Annotated in this window: 20 protein-coding genes and 1 pseudogene; 10 read left to right on the top strand and 11 right to left on the bottom strand. The window is 72.7% G+C overall.

The window, feature by feature from the left end; genetic code table 11:
• Positions 1–7 precede the first annotated feature (7 nt).
• The 3 genes from ACZ4Z3_RS20565 to ACZ4Z3_RS20555 form a co-directional block, all read right to left on the bottom strand.
• Entirely contained in the window at positions 8–646 is a 639-nt protein-coding gene (locus ACZ4Z3_RS20565; RefSeq protein WP_468502365.1) for a 3-oxoacid CoA-transferase subunit B, read from the bottom strand.
• Positions 647–720: 74 nt separating this feature from the next.
• Positions 721–1,416, bottom strand: coding sequence for a 3-oxoacid CoA-transferase subunit A (locus tag ACZ4Z3_RS20560; protein WP_468502328.1), 696 nt, complete (start codon positions 1,414–1,416; stop codon positions 721–723).
• Positions 1,413–2,618: a thiolase family protein gene (locus ACZ4Z3_RS20555; RefSeq protein ID WP_468502327.1), complete on the bottom strand. Its 1,206-nt coding sequence runs from the start codon at positions 2,616–2,618 to the stop codon at positions 1,413–1,415. Before ACZ4Z3_RS20555 ends, ACZ4Z3_RS20560 begins: the two co-directional genes overlap by 4 nt.
• An 82-nt stretch (positions 2,619–2,700) precedes the next feature.
• Between ACZ4Z3_RS20555 and ACZ4Z3_RS20550 the strand changes: the two genes are divergently transcribed.
• From ACZ4Z3_RS20550 to ACZ4Z3_RS20540, 3 genes are all read left to right on the top strand, one after another.
• On the top strand, positions 2,701–3,582 hold the full coding sequence (locus tag ACZ4Z3_RS20550; RefSeq protein WP_468502326.1) for a LysR substrate-binding domain-containing protein: 882 nt from the start codon (positions 2,701–2,703) through the stop codon (positions 3,580–3,582).
• Positions 3,583–3,691: 109 nt separating this feature from the next.
• Complete coding sequence (locus tag ACZ4Z3_RS20545; RefSeq protein WP_468502325.1) at positions 3,692–3,919, top strand: hypervirulence associated TUDOR domain-containing protein; 228 nt, start codon at positions 3,692–3,694, stop codon at positions 3,917–3,919.
• A gap of 6 nt (positions 3,920–3,925) precedes the next feature.
• The gene (locus ACZ4Z3_RS20540; RefSeq protein ID WP_468502324.1) at positions 3,926–4,258 is read left to right on the top strand and encodes a DUF3140 domain-containing protein; all 333 of its coding nucleotides are present in this window, start codon (positions 3,926–3,928) and stop codon (positions 4,256–4,258) included.
• A 359-nt stretch (positions 4,259–4,617) separates the two neighbouring features.
• Here ACZ4Z3_RS20540 and ACZ4Z3_RS20535 read toward each other — a convergent pair whose 3' ends face one another.
• Positions 4,618–5,169, bottom strand: coding sequence for a GNAT family N-acetyltransferase (locus ACZ4Z3_RS20535; protein WP_468502323.1), 552 nt, complete (start codon positions 5,167–5,169; stop codon positions 4,618–4,620).
• A 204-nt stretch (positions 5,170–5,373) separates the two neighbouring features.
• Here ACZ4Z3_RS20535 and ACZ4Z3_RS20530 point away from each other — a divergent pair, with 204 nt between their 5' ends.
• On the top strand, positions 5,374–6,006 hold the full coding sequence (locus ACZ4Z3_RS20530) for a precorrin-8X methylmutase (protein ID WP_468502364.1): 633 nt from the start codon (positions 5,374–5,376) through the stop codon (positions 6,004–6,006).
• 123 nt (positions 6,007–6,129) lie between these two features.
• On the opposite strand, the gene ACZ4Z3_RS20525 is transcribed toward ACZ4Z3_RS20530, so the two are convergent.
• Positions 6,130–6,876 carry a cobalt-precorrin-6A reductase gene (locus ACZ4Z3_RS20525; protein WP_468502322.1) on the bottom strand — a complete coding sequence of 249 codons (747 nt, stop codon included), beginning with the start codon at positions 6,874–6,876 and terminating at the stop codon, positions 6,130–6,132.
• A 17-nt stretch (positions 6,877–6,893) separates the two neighbouring features.
• Between ACZ4Z3_RS20525 and ACZ4Z3_RS20520 the strand changes: the two genes are divergently transcribed.
• Entirely contained in the window at positions 6,894–8,045 is a 1,152-nt protein-coding gene (locus ACZ4Z3_RS20520; protein WP_468502321.1) for a cobalt-precorrin-5B (C(1))-methyltransferase, read from the top strand.
• Positions 8,046–8,109: 64 nt separating this feature from the next.
• On the opposite strand, the gene ACZ4Z3_RS20515 is transcribed toward ACZ4Z3_RS20520, so the two are convergent.
• Entirely contained in the window at positions 8,110–8,724 is a 615-nt protein-coding gene (locus ACZ4Z3_RS20515; protein ID WP_468502320.1) for a dihydrofolate reductase family protein, read from the bottom strand.
• Positions 8,725–8,967: 243 nt separating this feature from the next.
• Between ACZ4Z3_RS20515 and ACZ4Z3_RS20510 the strand changes: the two are divergent.
• A pseudogene (locus ACZ4Z3_RS20510) lies at positions 8,968–9,749 on the top strand (DUF899 domain-containing protein).
• A gap of 10 nt (positions 9,750–9,759) precedes the next feature.
• On the opposite strand, the gene ACZ4Z3_RS20505 reads toward ACZ4Z3_RS20510, so the two are convergent.
• Positions 9,760–12,495: an ATP-binding SpoIIE family protein phosphatase gene (locus ACZ4Z3_RS20505; protein WP_468502319.1), complete on the bottom strand. Its 2,736-nt coding sequence runs from the start codon at positions 12,493–12,495 to the stop codon at positions 9,760–9,762.
• 219 nt (positions 12,496–12,714) lie between these two features.
• On the opposite strand from ACZ4Z3_RS20505, the gene ACZ4Z3_RS20500 reads away from it, so the two are divergent.
• Together ACZ4Z3_RS20500 and ACZ4Z3_RS20495 are read left to right on the top strand one after the other, a co-directional pair.
• Positions 12,715–14,358, top strand: a complete 1,644-nt coding sequence (locus ACZ4Z3_RS20500) for a serine/threonine-protein kinase (protein WP_468502318.1) — start codon at positions 12,715–12,717, stop codon at positions 14,356–14,358.
• A 132-nt stretch (positions 14,359–14,490) separates the two neighbouring features.
• Entirely contained in the window at positions 14,491–15,156 is a 666-nt protein-coding gene (locus tag ACZ4Z3_RS20495) for a Pr6Pr family membrane protein (protein ID WP_468502317.1), read from the top strand.
• A 1-nt stretch (position 15,157) separates the two neighbouring features.
• On the opposite strand, the gene ACZ4Z3_RS20490 is transcribed toward ACZ4Z3_RS20495, so the two are convergent.
• Positions 15,158–16,645: a hypothetical protein gene (locus ACZ4Z3_RS20490; protein ID WP_468502316.1), complete on the bottom strand. Its 1,488-nt coding sequence runs from the start codon at positions 16,643–16,645 to the stop codon at positions 15,158–15,160.
• Between the two features lie 315 nt (positions 16,646–16,960).
• Between ACZ4Z3_RS20490 and ACZ4Z3_RS20485 the strand changes: the two genes are divergently transcribed.
• On the top strand, positions 16,961–17,101 hold the full coding sequence (locus ACZ4Z3_RS20485; protein ID WP_468502315.1) for a hypothetical protein: 141 nt from the start codon (positions 16,961–16,963) through the stop codon (positions 17,099–17,101).
• Positions 17,102–17,426: 325 nt separating this feature from the next.
• Here the strand turns inward: ACZ4Z3_RS20485 and ACZ4Z3_RS20480 are convergent, their stop codons facing one another.
• The 3 genes from ACZ4Z3_RS20480 to ACZ4Z3_RS20470 are packed head-to-tail and all read right to left on the bottom strand — an operon-like array spanning position 17,427 to position 20,451.
• The gene (locus ACZ4Z3_RS20480; RefSeq protein ID WP_468502314.1) at positions 17,427–18,341 is read right to left on the bottom strand and encodes an ATP-binding cassette domain-containing protein; all 915 of its coding nucleotides are present in this window, start codon (positions 18,339–18,341) and stop codon (positions 17,427–17,429) included.
• A gap of 8 nt (positions 18,342–18,349) precedes the next feature.
• Complete coding sequence (locus tag ACZ4Z3_RS20475; protein WP_468502313.1) at positions 18,350–19,426, bottom strand: ABC transporter permease; 1,077 nt, start codon at positions 19,424–19,426, stop codon at positions 18,350–18,352.
• 5 nt (positions 19,427–19,431) lie between these two features.
• Positions 19,432–20,451, bottom strand: coding sequence for a sugar ABC transporter substrate-binding protein (locus ACZ4Z3_RS20470; protein WP_055538008.1), 1,020 nt, complete (start codon positions 20,449–20,451; stop codon positions 19,432–19,434).
• A gap of 331 nt (positions 20,452–20,782) precedes the next feature.
• On the opposite strand from ACZ4Z3_RS20470, the gene iolC reads away from it, so the two are divergent.
• Positions 20,783–21,739, top strand: a complete 957-nt coding sequence (iolC, locus tag ACZ4Z3_RS20465; protein ID WP_468502312.1) for a 5-dehydro-2-deoxygluconokinase — start codon at positions 20,783–20,785, stop codon at positions 21,737–21,739.
• The last annotated feature ends 162 nt before the right edge of the window (positions 21,740–21,901 follow it).

Below are 21,901 nucleotides of genomic sequence, written 5' to 3'. Positions count from 1 at the left end.
TCTCTCGCTAAGGGAGCGTGATGCCGAGGCGCTCCGCCAGTTCGTCGGCCCCGACGCCGTACGTCTGCCGGATCCGTACGCCGTCGGGGCCGACGTCGAAGACACCGCAGTCCGTGTAGACGCGGCTGACGCAGCCGACGCCGGTGAGCGGATAGGTGCAGCGGGGCACGAGCTTCGGCTCACCGGAGCGCGTGAACAGCGTCATCATCACGTAGACGTCCTTGGCGCCGATGGCGAGGTCCATGGCGCCGCCGACGGCGGGGATGGCGTCGGGCTCACCGGTGTGCCAGTTGGCGAGGTCGCCGTCGAACGCCACCTGGTACGCCCCGAGGACGCACACGTCGAGGTGGCCGCCGCGCATCATCGCGAAGGAGTCGGCGTGGTGGAAGTACGCCGCGCCCGGCAGCTCGGTCACCGGGACCTTCCCGGCGTTGGTCAGGTCGGGGTCGACCGCGTCGCCCTCGGCCTTCGGCCCCATGTTGAGCATGCCGTTCTCGGTGTGCAGCACCACCCCGGAGTCGGCCGGCAGATGGTCGGCGATCTTGGTGGGCTGGCCGATCCCGAGGTTGACGAAGGCACCCGCCGGGATGTCGCGTGCGATGACGGCGGCCAACTCGTCCATCGAGAGCCGGTGGTCGGCGGTCATCGGCGGCACGGCGTCCGCCCGGCCACCCGCCGGGCTCCCCGCCGCGGTCGCGTACCCGGTCGTCGGTGTGGTGGTCATCGCGCCCCCTGCACGGTGTAGTGACGGGCCTCGACCTGGACGATCCGGTCGACGTAGATGGACGGGGTGGCCACGGCCTCGGGGTCGAGCTGCCCGGCCTCGACGACCTGGTCGACCTGGACGATGGTCGTCGTCGCTGCCGTGGCCATGACCGGTCCGAAGTTGCGGGCCGTCTTCCGGTAGACGAGGTTGCCCATCGTGTCCGCGCGGTGGGCGCTGATCAGCGCGTAGTCGCCCTTGATCGGGTACTCCAGCAGATACTTCCGGCCGTCGATCTCCCGCTCCTCCTTGCCCTCGGCGAGCGGCGTGCCGACCGCGGTGGGGCAGTAGAACGCGCCGATGCCGGCCCCGGCCGCGCGCATCCGCTCGGCGAGATTGCCCTGCGGCACGACCTCCAGTTCGACCTTCCCGGCACGGTAGAGGTCGTCGAAGACCCAGGAGTCGACCTGGCGCGGGAAGGAGCAGAGCACCTTGCGCACCCGGCCGGCGGCGAGGAGCGCGGCGAGCCCGACATCGCCGTTGCCGGCGTTGTTGGACACGATGGTGAGGTCCTTCGCCCCCTGCCGGATGAGCGCGTCGATCAGGTCGAACGGCATGCCCGCCAGGCCGAAGCCCCCCACGAGCACGGTGGACCCGTCCTCGATGCCGGCGACCGCCTCGTCGGCGCTCCCCAGGATCTCCGCCCTGCTCATGCGTCCACCCCTGTCACATCGCAGTTCTCCAGGACGACGGCCAGGCCCTGGCCGACCCCGATGCAGATCGCGGCGACGCCGTAGCGCTGCCTCGTCTCCCGCAGCACCTTGGCCAGCGTGCCGAGGACCCGGCCGCCCGAGGCGCCCAGGGGGTGGCCGATCGCGATGGCTCCGCCCTTCTGGTTGACGAGGGCGGGGTCGACCTTCCACGCGTCGAGACAGGCGAGGGACTGCACGGCGAACGCCTCGTTGATCTCGACCGCGCCCACCTGGTCCCAGCCGATCCCGGCCCGGGCCAGCGCGCGGTTCGCCGCCTCGACCGGCGCGTAGCCGAAGTCCTGCGGCTCCAGCGCCATCACCCCGCGCCCGGCGATCCGGGCGACCGGGTCGGCCCCGATCGCCGCCGCGGCCCCCTCGCTGCCCAGCAGCACCGCGGAGGCGCCGTCGTTGAGGGGGCTCGCGTTGCCCGCGGTGATGGTGCCGCCCTGCTCCGGGGCGCGGAACACCGGCTTCAGCCCGGCGAGCACCTCCGGCGTGGATCCGGCGCGGATGCCCTCGTCACGGGTGAGGTCGACGCCCTCGACCGGCGCCACCAGGTCGTCGTAGAAGCCCGACTCCCACGCGGCGTGAGCGAGTCGGTGGGAGCGGGCGGCGAACTCGTCCTGCCGTTCACGGGTGATGCCGAAGCGCTCCCGGAGCCGCTCGTTGGCCTCGCCGAGGCTGACCGTCCACTCCTTCGGCATGCGCGGGTTGACCAGCCGCCAGCCGAGCGTCGTGGAGACCGCGGTGACGTCGCCGGCCGGGAACCCCTTCGCCGGCTTGGGCAGCACCCACGGGGCCCGCGTCATCGACTCCACGCCGCCGGTCAGCACCACCTCGGCGTCGCCGGACTCGATCAGCCGGCTGGCCGTCATCGCCGCGTCGAGGCTGGATCCGCACAGCCGGTTGACCGTGCTGCCGGGCACGCTCACCGGGAGCCCGGCGAGCAGCGCGGCCATCCGGCCGACGTTGCGGTTCTCCTCGCCGGCGCCGTTGGCGTTGCCCCACACCACGTCGTCGATCGCGGCCGGGTCGAGCCCGGGCACCGTCGCGAGCGTCGAGGTGATCGCGGCGGCGGCGAGGTCGTCGGGGCGGACACCGGCCAGCGCGCCGTTGAAGCGGCCGAACGGCGTCCGCGTCGCGGCGTAGATGAAAGCACTCATGGGAGCGACGCTAATCCAGGCCCGCGATATTCTGAAGTACTCATATTCGACCCGATTGATATGGACGACATATGGATGGCGTATGGATCTGCGGCACCTGAGGTACTTCGTGGCGGTGGCCGAGGAGCGTCACTTCGGGCGGGCCGCCGAGCGGCTGCACATGGCCCAGCCGCCGCTCTCCCAGCAGATCCGGCAGCTGGAGGCCGAACTGGGCGTCGAGCTGCTCCGCCGCACCACGCGCCGGGTGGACCTCACCGAGGCGGGACGCGCCTATCTCGCGCGGGCCCGGGCGATCCTCGCCGACGTCGACGAGGCCGGCCATCACGCCCGGCGCGTCGCCGCCGGCACGGTGGGGCACCTCGCGATCGGGTGCGTGGGCTCGGCGACGTACAGCCTCCTGCCCGCGCTCTCGCGACGGCTGTCGGAGGCGCTGCCCGGTGTCGACTTCTCCTTCCGCGGCGAGATGCTCGCACCCGACCAGGTGGAGGCGCTGCGCACCGGCGCGATCGATGTCGCGCTGCTGCGCCCTCCGTCGGCCGATCCCTCGCTCACCGTGCACGCCCTGCGCCGGGACCGGCTCGTCGTCGCCGTGCCGGTCGACCATCCACTCGCCCGCCGGAAGCGGCTACGCGTGGCGGACCTGGCCGGGACCGACCTGATCGTGCACTCCGCCGACCGCCGGTCGGTGATGTACGACGTCGTGATGACCCTCCTGCGCGGCGCCGGGGTGGAGCCGCACGTCCGGCACGAGGTCGGCGAGACGTCGACACTGGTCACGCTGGTGGCCGGGGGCCTCGGGGTGGCGGTGGTGCCCGAACCGGTGACCGCGCTGGCGCTCGACGGTGTCGCGTACCTGCCGCTGACCGGGGCGGACGCGCGTGTGGAGCTGGCCGTCGCCCACCGCGCCGACCGCGCGGAGCCGCACCTGGAACGCACGGTGGGGATCATCCGGGCGGCGTTCTGAGGGGACCCTTCCGGGGCGGGGTGGCTGTCGGAGCTGCGACGTGGACGAGATGCCCGCACGCTGGAGATCGGGGGGCCACTGTCCACGGGGCGGGGGAAGGAGGCCGACCATGGCGAATGACCGGGGCAAGGGCAGGAGGCTGGAGGAGGGCGACAAGGTCGCCTGGAGCAGTCACGGCGGCCAGGTCGAGGGCGAGGTGGAGAAGGAGATCACCGAGCGGACGGAAGCGGCGGGCAGGACGGTGGACGCCTCGCCCGAGGACCCGCAGTACCAGGTCCGCAGCGAGAAGTCCGGCCGCTCCGCGGTGCACAAGCCGTCCGCGCTGAGGAAGAAGTGACGCCGCGTGGAGGGCACCGAGCGCAAGGAGACCTGGGACGAGTTCCGCGAGCTGGTCAACATGAGGCCGGCCGAGCTGGAGGAGTGGCTGGCTTCGGAGGAGTCGCGCGGCGCCGGACAGCACAAGGACGGCGGCGAGTCCACGGGCCACGCCTCGGGGCGCCGGATCGTGGGCATCCTGCGCACGGCGAAGGGCGACCTCTCGGACGACGACTACCGGCACATGCGAAAGGTCGTCGGCTACATCCGGCGCCACCTCGCCCAACGGCCCTCGGGTGACCCGAGGGACACCCGATGGAGGTACTCGCTCATGAACTGGGGCCACGACCCACTGGCCTGACCGGCCTCGCGCAGCCGAGGCGGCACACCGACCGGTGGCGGCCGACGCGGAGCGGCAACCGGTGGCGGCCGACCCGGGGCGGCCAAGGTGGCAAGTGGGCCCGGTGGCCGCCGATGTGGGACGCCCACCGGCAGGCGGGACGCCGGCCGGTGCCCCCGCCCGCCCCGCGGCCGGGCCTCATGTACATGCTCCACGCGGCGACGAAGTCGGCCGGCTCGTTGGGCGCCAGCCAGGTCGCGTGGGCGAACGTCAGTCCCCGGAACGCCATGTCGCGCACCGGGCGGCCGGGGTGTCCGGTGCCGCTGAGGAGGCGATCGGCGGGGACCCGTCAGAAGGGCGAGGGGTTCACAGGACGAGGTTCACAGGACGAGGCTCATCAGGATCGCGTCCCTGTCGTCGCCGGGCGCGATGCGCAGCGCGCCGGGCCAGCGGCCGACCTCCTCCCAGCCCACCTTGCGGTAGAAGTCCTCCAGCCCCACCCCGCCGCGGGTGGAGAGTTGCAGGCGCTCCAGGCCCATCTCGTCCCGTGCGATGTCATGGACGCGGCGCATCAGCCCGGCGCCGATGCCGAGGCCCCGGAAGCGGGGATGGGTCTGGACGTGGTTGACCGTGCCGCAGTGCGCGCCGAGCGGGTGCGGTTCGCGGCGGAGGACCAGCCAGCCGGCGAGCGAGCCGCCGAGGGTGGCGACGAGGAGCCTGCCGCGCCCCGGATGCAGGGTGCCGACGAGGCCGTCGACGACGGGCGCGACGTCGTGCGTGCTCACCGGCAGCGGCGGGAACTCCGTGGCGAGCACCGCGCCGCCCGCGTTGGCCACGACCTCCCAGCAGTCGGTGAGTTCCTTCCGCAGGCTCGGGGTGACGTCGTCGGGCCGGGTGAACTGCGCGAACCGGGGGGATCTCTGCACCGTCATGTCCGTCAGCGTGGCAGAGCCACGTGCGATGCGCGGGTGAGGCGCGAGAAAGGGGCACGCCTGAGGGTCACCGCCCGAGTGCGGGACGTCGCGGCGGCCGTGGATATGCTCGCCGTCCGGCGCCCCGGCCCGGCCGGAAGTGCCCGCGGCCCGGACCCCGGCGCCGTCGCCCGCAGGACGACCGAAGGCAGCGAGAACCACACCGTGACCACGTACGACTACGAGAAGGACGGGGCGGAGATCTACCGCCAGTCCTTCGCCACCATCCGCGCGGAGGCCGACCTCGCGGCCCTGCCCGCCGACGTGAGCCAGGTCGCCGTCCGGATGATCCACGCCTGCGGCATGGTCGACCTCGTGCGGGACCTGGCGTACTCGCCGGGCGTGGTGGCCCGCGCCCGCGAAGCGCTGCGCGCCGGGGCGCCCGTGTTCACCGACGTCCGGATGGTGGCCAGCGGAGTGACCCGCGAGCGGCTGCCCGCCGGCAATGACGTGGTGTGCACGCTCGCCGACCCCGCCGTCCCCGAGCTGGCGGCGAAACTCGGCACCACGCGCAGTGCCGCCGCGCTCGAACTGTGGCGGGACCGGCTGGAGGGCTCGGTCGTCGCCGTCGGCAACGCGCCGACCGCCCTGTTCCGCCTCCTGGAAATGATCGAGGAGGGCGCGCCCCGGCCCGCCGCCGTCATCGGCGTCCCGGTCGGCTTCGTCGGCGCCGCCGAGTCCAAGGACGCGCTGGCCGCGAACGCCTCGGGGCTGGAGTACCTCGTCGTACGCGGCCGGCGGGGCGGCAGCGCCATCGCCGCCGCCGCGCTCAACGCGCTCGCGAGCGAGGAGGAGTGAGGGGGCCCGGGGTGGCCCCGCCGCGAACGTGACGGAGGGCACCGCCGGCGCCGAGGGCACGGGCTGCGTGGAGGGCACGGGCTGCGTGGGGGCCGTGGTGGCCTCGGCCGTGCCGCCCCCCGGTCAGCGGCCCGTCAGGTGTTCCTCGACCCAGCGGACCGCGGTCTCGGGGTCCGTCGCCACGGGGACGCCCTCGGGCACCGGGGGCCTGCGGACCACGACCACGGGCAGGCCGGCCTCGCGCGCGGCGGTGAGCTTCGGTGCGGTGACCGCTCCCCCGCTGTCCTTCGTCACGAGCACGTCGACGCGGTGGCGGCGCAGCAGCGCGCGCTCCCCGTCGAGGGTGAAGGGCCCCCGGTCGAGGAGGACCTCCATACGGGCCGGGTGCGGAGCCTCGGGCGGTTCCACGGACCGTACGAGGAACCACAGCTGGTCGAGGCCGGCGAAGGCGCCCAGGCCCAGGCGCCCGGTGGTGAGGAACACCCGCCGGCCGAGTGCGGGCAGCAGGGTCGCGGCGTCCGCCAGGGACGCGGCCTCGTGCCAGTCGTCGCCGTCCGCCGGTACCCAGCCGGGGCGGCGCAGGGCGAGCAGGGGAACATGGGTGTCGGCGGCGGCCGTCGCCGCGTGGAAACTCATGGTCCCGGCGAAAGGGTGGGTGGCGTCGATGAGCGCGTCCACCCGGTGCTCCCGCAGCCACGCGGTGAGGCCCTCGGCTCCGCCGAAGCCGCCGACGCGGACCTCGCCCGGGGGCAGCCGTGGGCCGGCGACCCGTCCGGCGAGGGAGCTGGTCAGGGTCAGGCCGGGCGTGCCGTGGAGGAGTTCGGCGAGGCGGCGGGCCTCCGTGGTTCCGCCGAGTATCAGTACGTGCATGGGGGTCCGGTCCGTTCATGAACAGCAGTGACGAGCAGCGCGGCGATGGGCCGGCCGGTACGGCGAAGGGCGGTCGCGCGGCCCAACTCAAGCACACCGGGCTGCGGCCCGGCTGGACCACCGGTGCCTGCGCGACGGCGGCGACGACGGCCGCGTACACCGCACTGCTGACCGGGGAGTTCCCCGACCCGGTGACGATCACCCTGCCGAAGGGGCAGACCCCGTCGTTCGCGCTCGCCGCCGAGGAGCTGACGGACGCGTACGCCATGGCGGGCGTCGTGAAGGACGCGGGCGACGACCCGGACGTCACCCACGGGGCGCTGGTCCGGGCCACGGTCCGGCGGCTGCCCGCCGGGGCCGGGGTCGTCTTCAGAGCCGGCCCCGGCGTCGGCACGGTCACCCGCCCCGGTCTGCCCCTGCCCGTCGGCGAACCGGCCGTGAACCCCGTCCCCCGCCGGATGATGCGCGAGCACGTCGCCGAGGTCGCGCAGCGGTACGGCGGCAGCGGCGACGTCGAGATCACCGTCTCCGTCGACCACGGCGAGGAGATCGCCCGCTCCACCTGGAACCCCCGGCTCGGCATCCTCGGCGGTCTGTCCATCCTCGGCACCACCGGGATCGTGGTCCCGTACTCCTGCTCCGCGTGGATCGACTCCATCCGCCGGGGCGTGGACGTGGCGCGGGCGGCGGGCCGTACGCATGTCGCCGGGTGCACGGGGTCCACGTCGGAGCGGACGGTCGTCGCCGAGTACGGGCTTCCTGAGGACGCGCTGCTGGACATGGGCGACTTCGCGGGCGCGGTCCTCAAGTACATCCGCCGCCACCCGGTCGACCGCCTGACGATCTGCGGCGGCTTCGCCAAGCTCTCGAAGCTCGCCGCCGGCCACCTCGACCTGCACTCCGGCCGCTCCCAGGTCGACCAGGGCCTCCTCGCCGAGCTGGCCCGGCGGGGCGGCGCCGACGAGACGCTGGCCGCGGAGGTGGCCGCCGCCAACACCGGGCTCGCCGCGCTCCAGCTGTGCGCGGCGGTCGGCGTACCGCTGGGCGACCTGGTGGCGACGGCGGCCCGCGACGAGGCCCTGGCGGTCCTGCGCGGGGCACCGGTCGCCGTCGACGTCATCTGCGTCGACCGGGCGGGCACGGTGGTGGGCCGCAGCACGGTCGCCTGACGAGCGGGGAGCACGGTCGGGCGACGACCGGTAGCACGGTCGGGTGACGACCGGGGCGACCTGGTCACCTCAGGACGCGGTACTTAAGGTGCGTGGCGAGCGGGGTGTCGACGACGCGGAGGGGGCGGAGGTCCCGTCGTACGGCGCCCAGGTCCCCGAAGAGGCGCAGGCCGTCGCCGAGGAGGACGGGCACCACGTGGAGCTGGAGTTCGTCGATGAGCCCCTCCCTGAGGCACTGCCGTACGGTGTCCGCGCCGCCCGCGATGTCGACGTTGCGGTCCCCGGCCGCGGCCCTGGCCCGGTCGAGGGCGCTGTGGAGGCCGTCGGTGACGAAAGTGAAGGTGGTGCCGCCCTCCTTCACCAGGGTCGGCCGGGGGCGGTGGGTGAGCACGAACACCGGCGTTCGGAACGGCGGGTTGTCGCCCCAGAACTCCTCGCCCGTGTCGTACATCATCCGGCCCATCACGACCGCCCCGGTGGCGTCGAACCACTCCCGCATCAGCTCGGAGTCACGGTTCTCCCGGCCGCCGGTCATGCCCTGGCGCTCCCGCCAGCTCGCCAGGTCGTGGATCCACTCGAACAGGGGCTCGGCGCCGTCGCCGGCCGGGTTGTCGAGACGGACGTCGGTGCCGGCGACGTAGCCGTCGAGGGAGATGGCCATATCCGCGGTCACGGTCACGGTGGGTGCTCCTGGGGTCGTGGGAGTACTGGTTCACTCTCACGTCGATCGGGAGCCACCGCATTCGACATCCGTCGGGAAGTCCGCCGGGTCCTCCGGCATGTCCTGCTCGTCCTCCGGGATGTCCGCCGCCGCGTGAGCCGGTCGTGGTGCGATGAGTTCCGCGCGGGCGGGGAGTCTGTTCTGGTGACCGTCGTCGGGCCTCGCCCCGGCGGGCCCGGCACGCGAGACCAGGAGGACACCATGACCAGCACGCCGGACGACTCGACCACCGTGCAGCCGGGCCGCCCGCCGGTCACCGATCCGGCCACCTGGCAGGCCGCCCGCGACGCGCTGCTGGTCCGCGAGAAGGCCCACACCCGCGAGGGCGACGCGCTCGCCGCCGCCCGCCGCCGGCTGCCGATGGTGGAGTTCGACGGGACGGTCGAGGTCGTCGGTCCCGACGGCCCGGTCCCGTTCCTGGAGCTGTTCCAGGGCCGTGAGGAACTCGTGGTCTACAAGCACATGTGGTACGACGGCGCGCCCCACCAGGGGCAGTGCGAGGGCTGCACCACCACGGCCTGGCATCTGAAGGACGCCGTCTACCTCAACGCCCGCGGCGTCTCGTTCGCCGTCCTGACCACGGGCCCCTGGGACGAGGTGGCCGCGTACGTCGCGTTCATGGGCTACACCCAGCCCTGGTACTCGGTGCGGGGCCTGGGTGAGCCGGTCGGCGGTGAGATGGGCTACCTGGCCTGCTTCCTGCGCGACGGCGACCGCGCGTTCCTCACGTACTCCACGACGGGCCGCGGCAACGAGCGGGTCAACGGGTCCCTGGGCCTGCTCGACATGACGCCGTACGGCCGCGGCGAGGCCTGGGAGGACAAGCCGGCGGGGTGGCCCGAGGGCGGCAGCCCCTGCTGGTCCTGGCGGTCGGACGCGGACGGCAACCCCACCTGGGGCCCGACCAGCCCCCCGTCCCCCAGTGGTCCCGCCCGGGAGCGACCCCGGTGGACACGCTCGGCCGCCACGGCCCCCACCACTGAGCCCAAGGCTTCAAAGGAAGGCCATGTCCGGGAGAGCGGCGGACGCGTTCAGCTCGGCCCAGACCGTCTTGCCGTGACGGGCGTGGCGGGTGCCCCAGCGCTCCGTGAGCTGGGCGACGAGGAGGAGACCGCGTCCCCCCTCGTCGAAGACCCTGGCCCGGCGCAGATGGGGAGTGGTGCTGCCGGCGTCGGAGACCTCGCACAGGAGCGTGCGGTCGTGGATCAGCCTCAGTCTGATCGGGGGCCTGCCGTAGCGGATGGCGTTGGTGACCAGCTCGCTCACGACCAGCTCCGCCAGGAAGTCCAGATCCTCCAGACCCCACACGGCGAGTTGACGCGCGACGTTCGCCCGGGCCGGGCCCACGGCGGCCGGATCCGGCTCCAGGTCCCAGTCGGCGACCTGCGCGGCCCCGAGAGCACGGGTACGGGCCAGCAACAGGGCTACGTCGTCCGGTGGACGCGCGGGGAGCAGTGATCCCAGTACGGCGTCGCAGGTGGCCTCCAGGGAGGCGGCCGGCCGTACGAGGGCATCGCGCAGCCGGGCGAGCCCCTCGTCGATGCCGTGGCCCCGCGCCTCCAGCAGGCCGTCGGTGTACAGGGCGAGCACCGTGCCCTCCGGCCACTCGAACTCCACCGCCTCGAACGGCAGCCCTCCCAGCCCCAGCGGCGGCCCCGGCGGCAGATCGAGAACGTCCACGACGCCGTCCGGGGTGACCACGACGGGCAGCACGTGCCCCGCCCGCGCGAGCGTGCACGACCGCGACACCGGGTCGTAGACGGCGTAGACGCACGTGGCCCCGATGACCCCGACGGACTCGGCGCCGACGGGGGCCAGGGAGGTGGCTGGGGACGGGGAGAGGGACGGGGATCCTGAGGCAGACGGGAAAGCCGCGGCGGGCCCGGAGGGCAGGGCTCCCGAGGTCACCGGCAGCGCTGATTCGCCGGCCCTGCCGCCACCGGAGGCGGCGGACCCGCTCCCGAGGCCCGCGGCGTGGTTTCCCTCCGCGGGCAACCCACGGCCCGGCAACCCACGACCCGCCCCCCGCGCGCCTGCCCCAGCCCCCTCCGACCGGCCGCCCCTTGCGGGCGACGGCGCGTCGCCCGTGTCCCCGGCCCCTGCCTCGGCGTCGCCGTCGGCGTCGACGTCGCCCGCCTCCCCCTGCCGCGCCCCTCGCCGCTTCTGCTCCGGCCCCTCTTCGCCCTCCTCCCCCTCCTCCCCCTCCGCCTCGGCGGAAAGACGGATGACGACGTCGTCGAGGTGGGTGAGGAGTTCGTCGGGGGGCAGGTCGATGTCGGCGAGGGTGCGTACGGCGGTGCGGAGGCGGCCCATGGTGGCGGCGGCGTGGATCCCGTGGCCGACGACATCGCCGACGACGAGGGCGACGCGGGCCCCGGAGAGCGGGATGACGTCGTACCAGTCGCCGCCGACGCCGGCCCTGTCACCGGCGGGCCGGTAGCGGCAGGCCACCTCGACGGCGGACTGCGGTGGCGTACGGGAGGGGAGAAGGCTGCGCTGGAGGCTGATCGCGGTGGCGCGGGCGTGCGTGTACCGGCGGGCGTTGTCGACGGCGATCGCCGCCCTCGCCGCGATCTCCTGGGCGAGGAGCAAATCCTCGTCGTCGAACGGGTCGGACGCGGGGCCGCGGAAGAACTGCGCCACCCCCAACGTGGCGCCCCGGGCGCGCAGCGGCACGACCAGCATGGAGTGCGCCGACGGGGGCGACGGGACGGGAGGGTCCGACGTCCCCCGGGGGACCGGTCGGGCCGGATGGACCAGGCCGGGGGGCTCGCCGTCGAGGCGGTGCCGGAAGGGGTGCCCCGTGGCGAGGGCGCGGGCCGGGAGCGAACCGGCGGGGAAGGTGTGCGGCTTCGGGAGCGCGACCTTCGTCGCCGAGTCGACGGCGGCTCCCTTCTCGAAGGCGGCCCCCCGCCCGACCTCGGACCCGACGGACTCGGCCCCGGCCCCGGCCCCGGCCCCGGCCGTAGGGGTCCCAGAGGTCCCAGAGGTCCCAGAGGCTCCGGACTCGGACTGCTCGTCCAGCCCGGCCGACGTCCTCCGAGCGAGGCGGCGCAGGACGAACGGGTCCTCCGGCGGGGCGTCGTGGCCGTGCAGCGCGGAGTCGATGAGGTCGACGGTGACCAGGTCGGCGAAGGAACGGTCGGCCAGGCCGGCCAGCGGCTGCGTGGCGAAGTCCGCGAGTTCCTGGGTGGTGCGGGCGATGTCCAGGGTCGTACCGATGCGCACGCTCGCCTCGTTCACCAAGGACAGCCGCCCCCGCAGCCGCCGCTCCCGTTCCTCCTCGTACGCCACCACTCCCTGCGCCGACGAGCGGTCCACGTAACCGGTGGCCGTGACGATCAGTCGCCGGGCGGCCTCGCTGATCAGCGTGGCGTCGTCCGTGAGCCGGGCCATCCCTTCGAGCAACCGGTCGAGCATGACGCCCTGCCCGAGCCGGAAGGCCCGCAGCACCACGCTGACGGGTACCCCGTGCCGGGCGAGCCGGCGTACGCGGGTCAGTTCCGCGATCGGTTGCTCCAGGGCACGGGGATCGACACCGTGTTCGAGGGCGGAGAGGACGACGACCACGTGCTGCGCGACGTTCTCCGACGTCATGGCGTCCGAGTGCTCCCAGAGGTCGGGCAGCTCACTGCGCAGGCACCGCTCCACCTCGGCGATCAGCTCGTCCGCCTTCGAACCGAGCTCGCGCGCGACACGGGACACAAGACCGTCAGCCGTGGGGTCCACCTTCTCGACGTTACGCCGGAACGCCGAGGGGGTGCGCGTCCTGGCGCTCCCGGGGCCCCAGCGCCCCCGGAACGCCGCACCGGCGGAGCCCCCCGGCCCGCTTGGCGCTCCCTGGCTCACCGGGGTGACGTGCCCGTACCGGAACCGGCCACCGGGCCCCCACATTCGGCCGGATAGGGTGACGCGCGAATCGAACGTACGCAGGGCTGGCGGAGGCACGTGGTGTCGGACGTAGGGAGGCTCGTCGCCGGGCGCTATCGGCTCACGGAGCAGATCGGCCGCGGCGGCATGGGCACGGTGTGGCGGGGCGAGGACGAGGTCCTCGGCCGTCAGGTCGCCCTCAAGCAACTCCACGTCCAGCCGCACCTGGCCCCCGACGAGCTGGCCAGGCTGTACGAGCGCACGCGCCGCGAGGCCCGCAGCGCCGCCCGCGTCGCGCACCCCAATGTGATCGTCGTCCATGACGTCGTCGACGACGAGGTGGACGGCGACGGCCGGCCCTGCATCGTCATGGAGTACGTCCCGGCACCCACCCTCGCCGACCTCCTCACCGACGGCCGGACCGTGCCGCCCGAGGAGGCGGCCCGGATCGGCCTCGGCATGATCGCCGCGCTGCGCGCCGCGCACGCCGCCGGCGTACTGCACCGGGACGTCAAACCCGGGAACGTCCTGCTCGGCGCGGACGGCCGTGTCGTCCTCACCGACTTCGGCATCGCCATGACGGCCGACGCCTCGACGCTCACCAAGACCGGCGAGATGGTCGGCTCCATCCACTACATGGCCCCGGAACGCATTCGCGGCCAGAAGCCCGGCCCCGCCTCGGACCTGTGGGCGCTGGGCGCGACGCTGTACCAGGCGGTGGAGGGCCGCCCGCCGTTCCGCCGTCTGACGGCGATGGAGGCCGCGTACGCCATCGCCGTCGACCCGCTGGAGCCCCTGAAGCAGGGCGGCGCCCTGGAACCCCTCATCGAGGCCCTGCTGGTCAAGGACCCCGAGGAACGGCCCACCGCGGAGCAGACGGAGCAGGCGCTGCGAGCCGTGCTGTCCGGCACGACGACGACCACACTGCCCAGGCCGTCCGCCACGGGCGCCTCGGGACCCCACGGGCCGCACGGTGACACGGGCGGGCAGACCACCACGGCGGGAGGCCGCACCCTGACGCGACCGGGACCCGAACCGGCACCGGAGCCGGTGCCGGGATCAGGGCCGGGGCAGGGGCCGCACCGGGACCCGGAGGCCCCCGCGCGCCGTGGCCGTCGAACGCGGCGTCGCGTCCTCGTCACGCTCGCCGTCGCCGTGACCGTTGCCGCGACGGTGATCGGGGCCACCCTCTACGCGGCGTCGAAGCCGGCTGCGAAAACCACTCCTGACGACGCGGACGGCTCCCCCACCCCGTCCTACTCGGCCCCGCCCGTGCCCGCCGGCTACCACTTGGTCAAGGACAAGAGCCTCGACGTGTCCTTCCCCGTCCCGGACGGCTGGAAGGTCGCTCAGCGGACCTCGGAAAGCGTCGTCTACATCGACGGGAGGGGCCTCGTCCGCCTCGACATCGGGGTGGTCGACCCCGCCGGTTCGCACCCCATGGCCCACTTCAAGGACATCGAGGCGAACACCAAGCTCAACTACCCCGGTTCGTACCGCAGGCTGCGCATGCAGAAGACGACGCTGCGGGGGCAGCCGGCCGCGGTCTGGGAGTTCACCTTCCAGGGCCGTGCACGGGCCTTCCGCGCCATCGACCTCGGCTTCGGGCGCGAGGGCGAGCGGGAGTACGACATCTACCTCTCCGCGCCGGACCTGGAGTGGGACACGTACCGTCCCGTCTTCGACAGGGTGAGGGACGGCTTCCTCACCTCCGCGTCCTGAGACCGGCCGCCCACCGCGCCGGCGGCCGGGAGCGACCCAGGGCGGCTGGGGGCGGCTGGGGACGTCCGGGGGCGGCGCCCTCGTACGGACCAATGCGGGCCGGGAGCCCCGTCCGCCCGTACCTCTGGGCGCATGACGCTCGCTCTCTCCCTGTCACGTATCGCCCTGGCCGTCCTGTCGGCCGTGGCCCTGGGCTTCGCGGGCCACGACGCCGCGACGTCGGCGACCGGCCTCGCGGACTTCTTCAGCCACTTCACGATCCTCAGCGCCATGGCGGCGTGCGTCGTCCTGCTGGTCTCCGGCGCCGCGGGCCTGCGCGAAACGCGGGGCGGGCGCGGGGTGCCGGACATGGCGCGGGGTGCGGTGGTGCTGTACATGGCAGTCAGCGGGTTCGTGTACGGGATGGTCGACACCGAGTTCCACGACACGCTGATGCCGTCGTGGGCGGACCATGTGCTGCACCAGGCACTGCCCCTGGTCATGATCGCCGACTGGCTGGTGGACCCGCCGCGCCGCCGCGTCCGCTACCCGAGCGCCGCGTCCTGGCTGCTCCTCCCCCTCCTCTACGTCGGCTACAGCCTGGTCCGGGGGGCGGTGACCGAGTGGTACGCGTACCCGTTCCTGGACCCGGACCGGGGCGTCGGCGGCTACGGCCGGGTCACCGTGGCCTGTCTGCTGCTGGCGGTGCTGTTCGTGGTGCTCGGCGCGCTGGTGGTCAAGGCGGGCAACACCGCCGGGGCGCTCCGCCGCCCGCGGGAGTTCCGGGGCGGATCCCACCGCCGGACGGGGCCCCGGTGACCTAGCGCCCCCTCGGCGCCACGTGCAGCCGGAATCCGGCGACCTCGTGGGCGGGCCAGGAGCGGGCGTACGCGGGCGTGGTGCCGTCCGGTGCCACGAGGGCGGCGACCGGGATGCGCTCGGCGGTGCGCAGGATGCCGTCGCGGGTGATGTTGGCGTTGTTGCCGCGGATGGCGGCGGAGGCACAGCCGGCGTAGAACGCGATGGGGATGGCGTAGTCGCCGGTGAGCAGGCACGGCGGCCGTACCCCCAGCCGTCGCAGGTCGGCGGCGACCCGGTCCCAGTCCCGGTGCCAGGCGGTGGTGCGGTCGACGGTCCGTTTGAGCACCGCGTACTGCACCCCGAGATGCGCGACCAGCGCCAGTGCCACGAGCGTCCCCGCCACCGGCCGCCACGCCCCGCCCGGCCCGGTGACCAGGCTCAGGAGGCCGTCGGCGAGGGGAATCGCGAGCAGGGCGTACGCGGGGAGCAGGAACCGGGGCGCGGCGTATCCGATGAAGAAGAGGTAGGGCAGGGCGGCGGTCGTGGCGCAGGCCAGCAGGACCAGTGTGGGTGTCCGGCGCCGGGCCCGGACGGCCACGGCCGCCCCGAGCGCGGCGAGCACCGGCAGGGCGAACCACCAGGCGTAGATCGCCACGTGCGGCAGTTCCCCGGTGCAGGGCCGGCACAGCGTGCGCCCGACCAGGCTGCGCAGCTGATCGTCGACGGCGATGTTCCAGCCCAGGCCGCCCTGGACGCGTGACGCGTCGTCCAGCCGCCGGACGAGCCCCCCGTACTGGACGTACGCCTCGATCACCCAGGCCCCCGCGCCGGTACCGACTCCGGCCGCCATCGCCGCCGCGAGTCGGGGCTGCCGCCACCCACGCGCCGCGACCAGCAGGATCAGCAACGGCAGGCAGACCCACACGGCGTCCGTGGGCCGCATCCAGGCCATCAGCCCGGTACCGGCGGCGGCGCCCCAGAGGACCTGGGCCTTGACCTTGGCCCTGGTCTTGGTCATGGCCTTGACCTGGAGGAAGCATCCGGCGGTGACGAGGGCGCCGATGGCGACCCAGTAGTTGGGCATGGCCTGGGGCCCGTAGAAGAGGGTCACCCACAGGGTGGCGAACAGGGCCCCCGCGAGCGCCAGCACCCGCAGGGGGAACAGCCCGTGCCACACCCGCAGTCCGAGGTAGAGCCCCGTCCCGGACAGCACCGCCAGATAGACCCGCAGCAACTCGGTGGACGACGACCACGCGGCGACCGGTGCGACGAGCAGCGGGACGCCGCGGGCGCGGGGCGCGCTGAAGAAGGCGGCCGGGGCGTGCGGGCTGACCTGACTGACGTACACCGACTCGTCCCAGCCCAGCCCCATCCCCGGTGGGACAAGGACGAGTTGGGCGAGCGTGAACGCGGCGGCCACGGCGGCCAGCGGAGCGAGGACCGGCGATGCGGCGGACGGCGCGGTGACGGGTGCGAGGAGCGGCGGGGCGTTGGAGCTGATGCGCATGACCCATCCCGGTGGCACGAGACAACAGAGAGCCGAAGATCCTCTTGACCGACGAAAGGATCAGTCACCGTCCGGGACCATCCGGGCACGCCGCACCGAGCGACGGAGACCATCACCCGGCTGCCCCAGGCGCCGTCACCCGCCCGCACCCGACGGCTTCACGCGCCCGTCCCCCGTACGGCCGCCTCGCCCTCCTCCGTCCTCCTGGGCGCTCTGCCTGGTTCGAGAAAAGAGGCGTCGGAGGAACAGCGCACCGCGCAACGCGAGCGGCAACAGTCCTCGGGCGGCGCCAGCGAGGCCGGCGAACGGTGCCGCGTGGCCGAGTCGGCGGCGGTCCACCCCGACCACCTCCGCCTCGGCGACGCCTCGTCCCCCTTCACCGCGGTCCGCGGCACCGTCACCCTCGGCAACGCCGTACGCGTCTCCTGTTCGACCACTCGGTTGCCTTACCGTTAATTTCGAGCATCTGCACGGCACTCTCGTCTCGTGACGGCTGTTCACGCGCGCCGCCGCAACTGCCGGGCAGGCCGCTGCGGAGCTTGCTCTCGGAGAGAAACGGATGGAGGAAGCGGTCGAGGCCCGGTGCCTCCAGGTCCCAGTCGACCACCAGGACGCGGTGCCCGGAGGAGGCCAAGTTCCTCGCGGCAAGGAGGACGGCCGTGATCGTCAGGAGGTCCCTCCTGGCGGCACCTCGATGCGGAGGAGCCGGCGGGCCAGGAGAGTCGTCCTGACGACACGGCCGTTGTCGTCGTGCAGGTCCGCGGACGGGTCGGCGGTACGCCTACGCCGTCCCCTCCTTCGTCGTCTTCGCCGGAGGAGCCCCCGGAACCGTCAGGTCCTTCTCCTCCGGGAGTTCGTCGACGTCCACTCCGCGGACCTGGGCCAGTTCGTGCTTGAGGGCCGCGAGTTCCGTGCCGCCCGCCATGTGGTTGGTGAGTTCCTCCAGGGTGACCTGGTCGCGGGCGGCGGAGAGTTCCATCGTGCCGAGGCGCAGGACGCTGAAGTGGTCGCCGACCATGTAGGCGTGGTGGGGGTTGTGGGTGATGAAGATGACGCCGAGGCCGCGGTCTCGGGCGACGGCGATGTACTTCAGGACCACGCCGGACTGCTTGACGCCGAGGGCGGCGGTGGGTTCGTCGAGGATGAGGACGCGCGCGCCGAAGTAGACGGCGCGGGCGATCGCGACGCACTGGCGCTGGCCGCCGGAGAGTGTGCCGATGGGCTGCTCCAGGTCGTCCAGGACGATGCCCATGTTGCGCAGTTCGGCGTCCGCCGTCTGCTTCATCTTCTCGATGTCGAGGCGGCGGATCGGCCAGGGGCCCTTCGTCATCTCCGATCCGAGGAAGAAGTTCCGCCACACCGGCATCAGGGGGACCGTGGCCAGGTCCTGGTAGACCGTCGCGATGCCGGCGTCCAGCGCCTCGCGCGGGGTGGTGAAGCGGACCGGCGTGCCGTCGACCAGGAACTCGCCCTCGGTGTGCTGGTGCAGACCCGAGATGATCTTGATCAGGGTGGACTTGCCGGCACCGTTGTCGCCCAGGACGCAGGTGACCTTGCCGGGGTGCACGGTCAGGTCCACGCCGTGCAGGGCACGGACGTTGCCGTACGCCTTGCCCGCGCCGCGCAGTTCCACCACCGGTGTGTCGGTGGCGGGCGTCGCGACGGACGAGGCGGCGGTCGTGTTCGTGGGTGTCATGGGGTGGTTCACCTCCGGGTCGCCTGGCGGCGGACCCACAAGTTGACGAGGGCGGCGATCAGGAGCATCACGCCGAGGAATGCCTTGAACCAGTCGGGGTTCCAGTTGGCGTAGACGATGCCCTGGTTGACCATGCCGAAGATGAAGGCGCCGATGACCGGGCCGATCGCCGAGCCGTAGCCGCCGGTCAGCAGGCAGCCGCCGATCACCGCCGCGATGATGTACAGGAACTCGTTGCCCACGCCCTCGTTGGACTGCACCGTGTTGAACGAGAACAACAGGTGCATGCCCACGAACCAGGCCCCGGCGCCCACGCCCATGAAGAGGGCCACCTTGGTGAAGTTCACGGGCACGCCGACGGCCCGCGCGCTGTCCTGGCTGCCGCCGACCGCGAAGATCCAGTTGCCGAACTTGGTGCGCAGCAGCAGCCACGTCGCGATCGCCGCGAACACCAGCCAGTAGAAGATCGTGATCTTGAAGTCGACGCCGCCGATGGTCACCTCGGAGGCGAAGAGGCTCTTGGCCTGGTCGAAGCCGTCCATGTCGGCGATCGAGTCGGACGCCACATTGCCGGTGAAGATCTTCGTCACGGCCAGGTTGGAGCCCTGGAGGATCAGGAAGGAACCCAGCGTCACCAGGAAGCTCGGCAGGCCGGTCCTGATCAGCAGCCAGCCGTTGAACGCGCCCACCGCCAGCGAGACGACCAGCGCGACGATCACACCCGTCCACACGTTCACCGTCAGCTGGAAGCTGAGGATCGCGGCGGTCAGGGCGGAGGTGGTGACCGCGACACCGGCGGACAGGTCGAACTCCCCGCCGATCATCAGCAACGCCACCGGCAGCGCCATGATGCCCATGACGGACGCCTGGTAGAGCACCGTCGCCAGCGAGCCGGCCTCACGGAAGGAGGGGGCCACGGCGAAGAAGAAGACGTACACACCGATCGCGGCGATCAGTGCGCCGACCTCGGGGCGGGCCAACAGGCGTCGGCCCAGGGAACGTTCGACGGTACGGCCGTCCTTCTGGGCGGCCGGCGGAGCCGGCGGCGAGGGGGAGCTCGCCGCCGGTGCCGTTGCTTGGGACATTCAGATCACCGGGTGCCCTTCGCGGCGAACTTGGCGATCGTGTCGACGTTGTCCTTGTCCACGAAGGCCGGGCCCGTCAGGACCGGCGCCTCACCGCCGCCGCTGTAGTTGCCGTTGTTCTTGTAGAGCCACAGGGAGTCGATCGCCAGGTAGCCCTGGAGGTAGGGCTGCTGGTCGACGGCGAACTCGATGTCGCCCGCCTTGATGGCGTCCGTCAGCTCCTTGTTGAGGTCGAACGTGGCGACCTTGGCCTTGCTGCTCGCGTCGTCGACCGACTGCACGGAGGTCAGGGCGATGGGCGCGCCGAGCGTGACGACCTCGTCGATCGAGGAGTCCTGCTTCAGCTTGGCCGTGATGGTGGACTTCACCGAGGGCATGTCCGTGCCGTTGACGTAGAGGTTCTCGGTCTTGCCCTTGAAGGTCTTCTTCACACCGGCGCAGCGGGCCTCGAGGGAGACGTTGCCCTGCTCGTGGATCACGCAGACCGCGTGCTTGGCACCGGTCTCGTTGAGCTTCTTGCCGAAGGCCTCACCGGAGACGGTCTCGTCCTGGCCGAAGAAGGAGAGCAGACCCTGCTCCTTCCACACGTCCATGCCGGAGTTCAGGCCGACGACGGGGATGCCCGCCTTCTCCGCCTTGGCGATGACGTCCTTCATCGCGTCGGGCTTGGCGAGGGTGACGGCGATGCCGTCGACCTTCTGGTCGATCGCGTTCTGGACGAGGTTGGCCTGGTTCGCGGCGTTCGGGTCGTTCGAGTAGACCAGCTTGACGTTGTCCTTGTCGGCGGCCGTCTGGGCGCCCTTGCGGACGATGTCCCAGAAGGTGTCGCCCTGCCCGGCGTGGGTCACCAGCGCCACCGTCATCTGCGGCGTGTTGGCCTTGCCCGCGGAGGCGTTCGCCCCGCCCTCCTCGGCCTCCTTGCCGCCGGAGCTGCTGGAGCATCCGGCTATGAACATCGCGGAGGCCGCGGCCATGGCGAAAAAGGGAGCCACTCGGCGTGAGCGGGGCTGAAACGTGCGGTCCATCTTTCCTGCACCTCACTGTGCGACAGGGGGAAAGGGAACGGGACAGCGTCGGGCGGTGTGCCCGCGCGGGCCCGGACCTGAAGTCCGGATCATTGTGCCGGTAGGCCGGCTGCGCTGTTTCGTTGGGACGGGATCAAACCCCTGGCACACCCAGCTGTCAAGACTTTGTTAAGACATCATTTCACGAGCAGGTCCGAATGTCAGTACAAAGTCTTGACAGCAGCTCACTCGGGGCCCTACACCTGGGATACCTCCGGCTCCCGTGCGTGCATCCCAGGCGCGCCCCGGGTCTCCCGGTCGGCCCGCATCCCCTACCCGAGGAGCGACGCGCATGCCCGAGTCAGCCGAGTCCTTCGATCTCATCACCATGGGTCGCATCGGAGTGGATCTGTATCCGCTGCAGACCGGTGTGCCGCTCGCCCGCGTCGAGTCCTTCGGCAAGTTCCTCGGCGGGTCCGCCGCCAACGTCGCGGTGGCCGCGGCACGGCTCGGCAACACCTCCGCCGTGATCACGCGGACGGGAGACGACCCCTTCGGCGTGTTCCTGCACGAAGCCCTCAAGGAGTTCGGCGTCGACGACCGGTTCGTCACGCCCGTCGCCGCCCACCCCACACCGATCACGTTCTGCGAGATCTTCCCGCCGGACGACTTCCCGCTCTACTTCTACCGGCGCCCCAAGGCCCCCGACCTGGAGATCCACACCGACGAGCTGGACTTCTTCGCCGTCCGCGCCGCCCGCGTCTTCTGGATCACCGGCACCGGACTGAGCGAGGAGCCCAGCCGCTCCGCCACCATCGCCGCGCTCAAGGCCCGCGACAAGGCCGGCACCACCGTGTTCGACCTGGACTGGCGCCCCATGTTCTGGCAGGACCCCGAGACCGCCCGCCCGTACTACGCCGAGGCCCTGCGGCACTCCACGGTCGCCGTCGGCAACCTCGACGAGTGCGAGGTCGCCACCGGGCTCCGGGAACCCCGGGCCTGTGCGGAGGCGCTGCTGGAGGCGGGGGTGGAGCTGGCCGTCGTCAAGCAGGGCCCCAAGGGCGTCCTCGCCGTCCACCGCGACGGCACGGTCGCCGAGGTGCCGCCGGTACCGGTCGAGGTCGTCAACGGGCTCGGCGCGGGCGACGCCTTCGGCGGATCGCTCTGCCACGGGCTGCTGCGCGGCTGGGACCTTGAGCGGATCATGCGGTACGCCAACGCCGCGGGCGCCCTCGTCGCGTCCCGCCTCGCCTGCTCCTCGGCGATGCCGACGGCGGGGGAGGTGGAGGAGTTGCTGGGGGCCGGGTGACCGGCATGTCGTCTGCGGGCGGGTGGGGGTTTCTCGCGCAGTTCCCCGCGCCCCGAAGGGAACGGGCCTGCGGCCCGCCCTTCATCGGAAAAGCACGGGCCGCAGGCCCCTGCTTTTCCAGGGGCGCGGGGAACTGCGCGAACGGCCCCCATCCGCCCGCAC

It is taken from the genome of Streptomyces sp. NPDC030296 (assembly GCF_055572815.1).
Note: the sequence above shows the minus strand (reverse complement) of the source record. Positions and strands in the feature narration are given on the sequence as shown.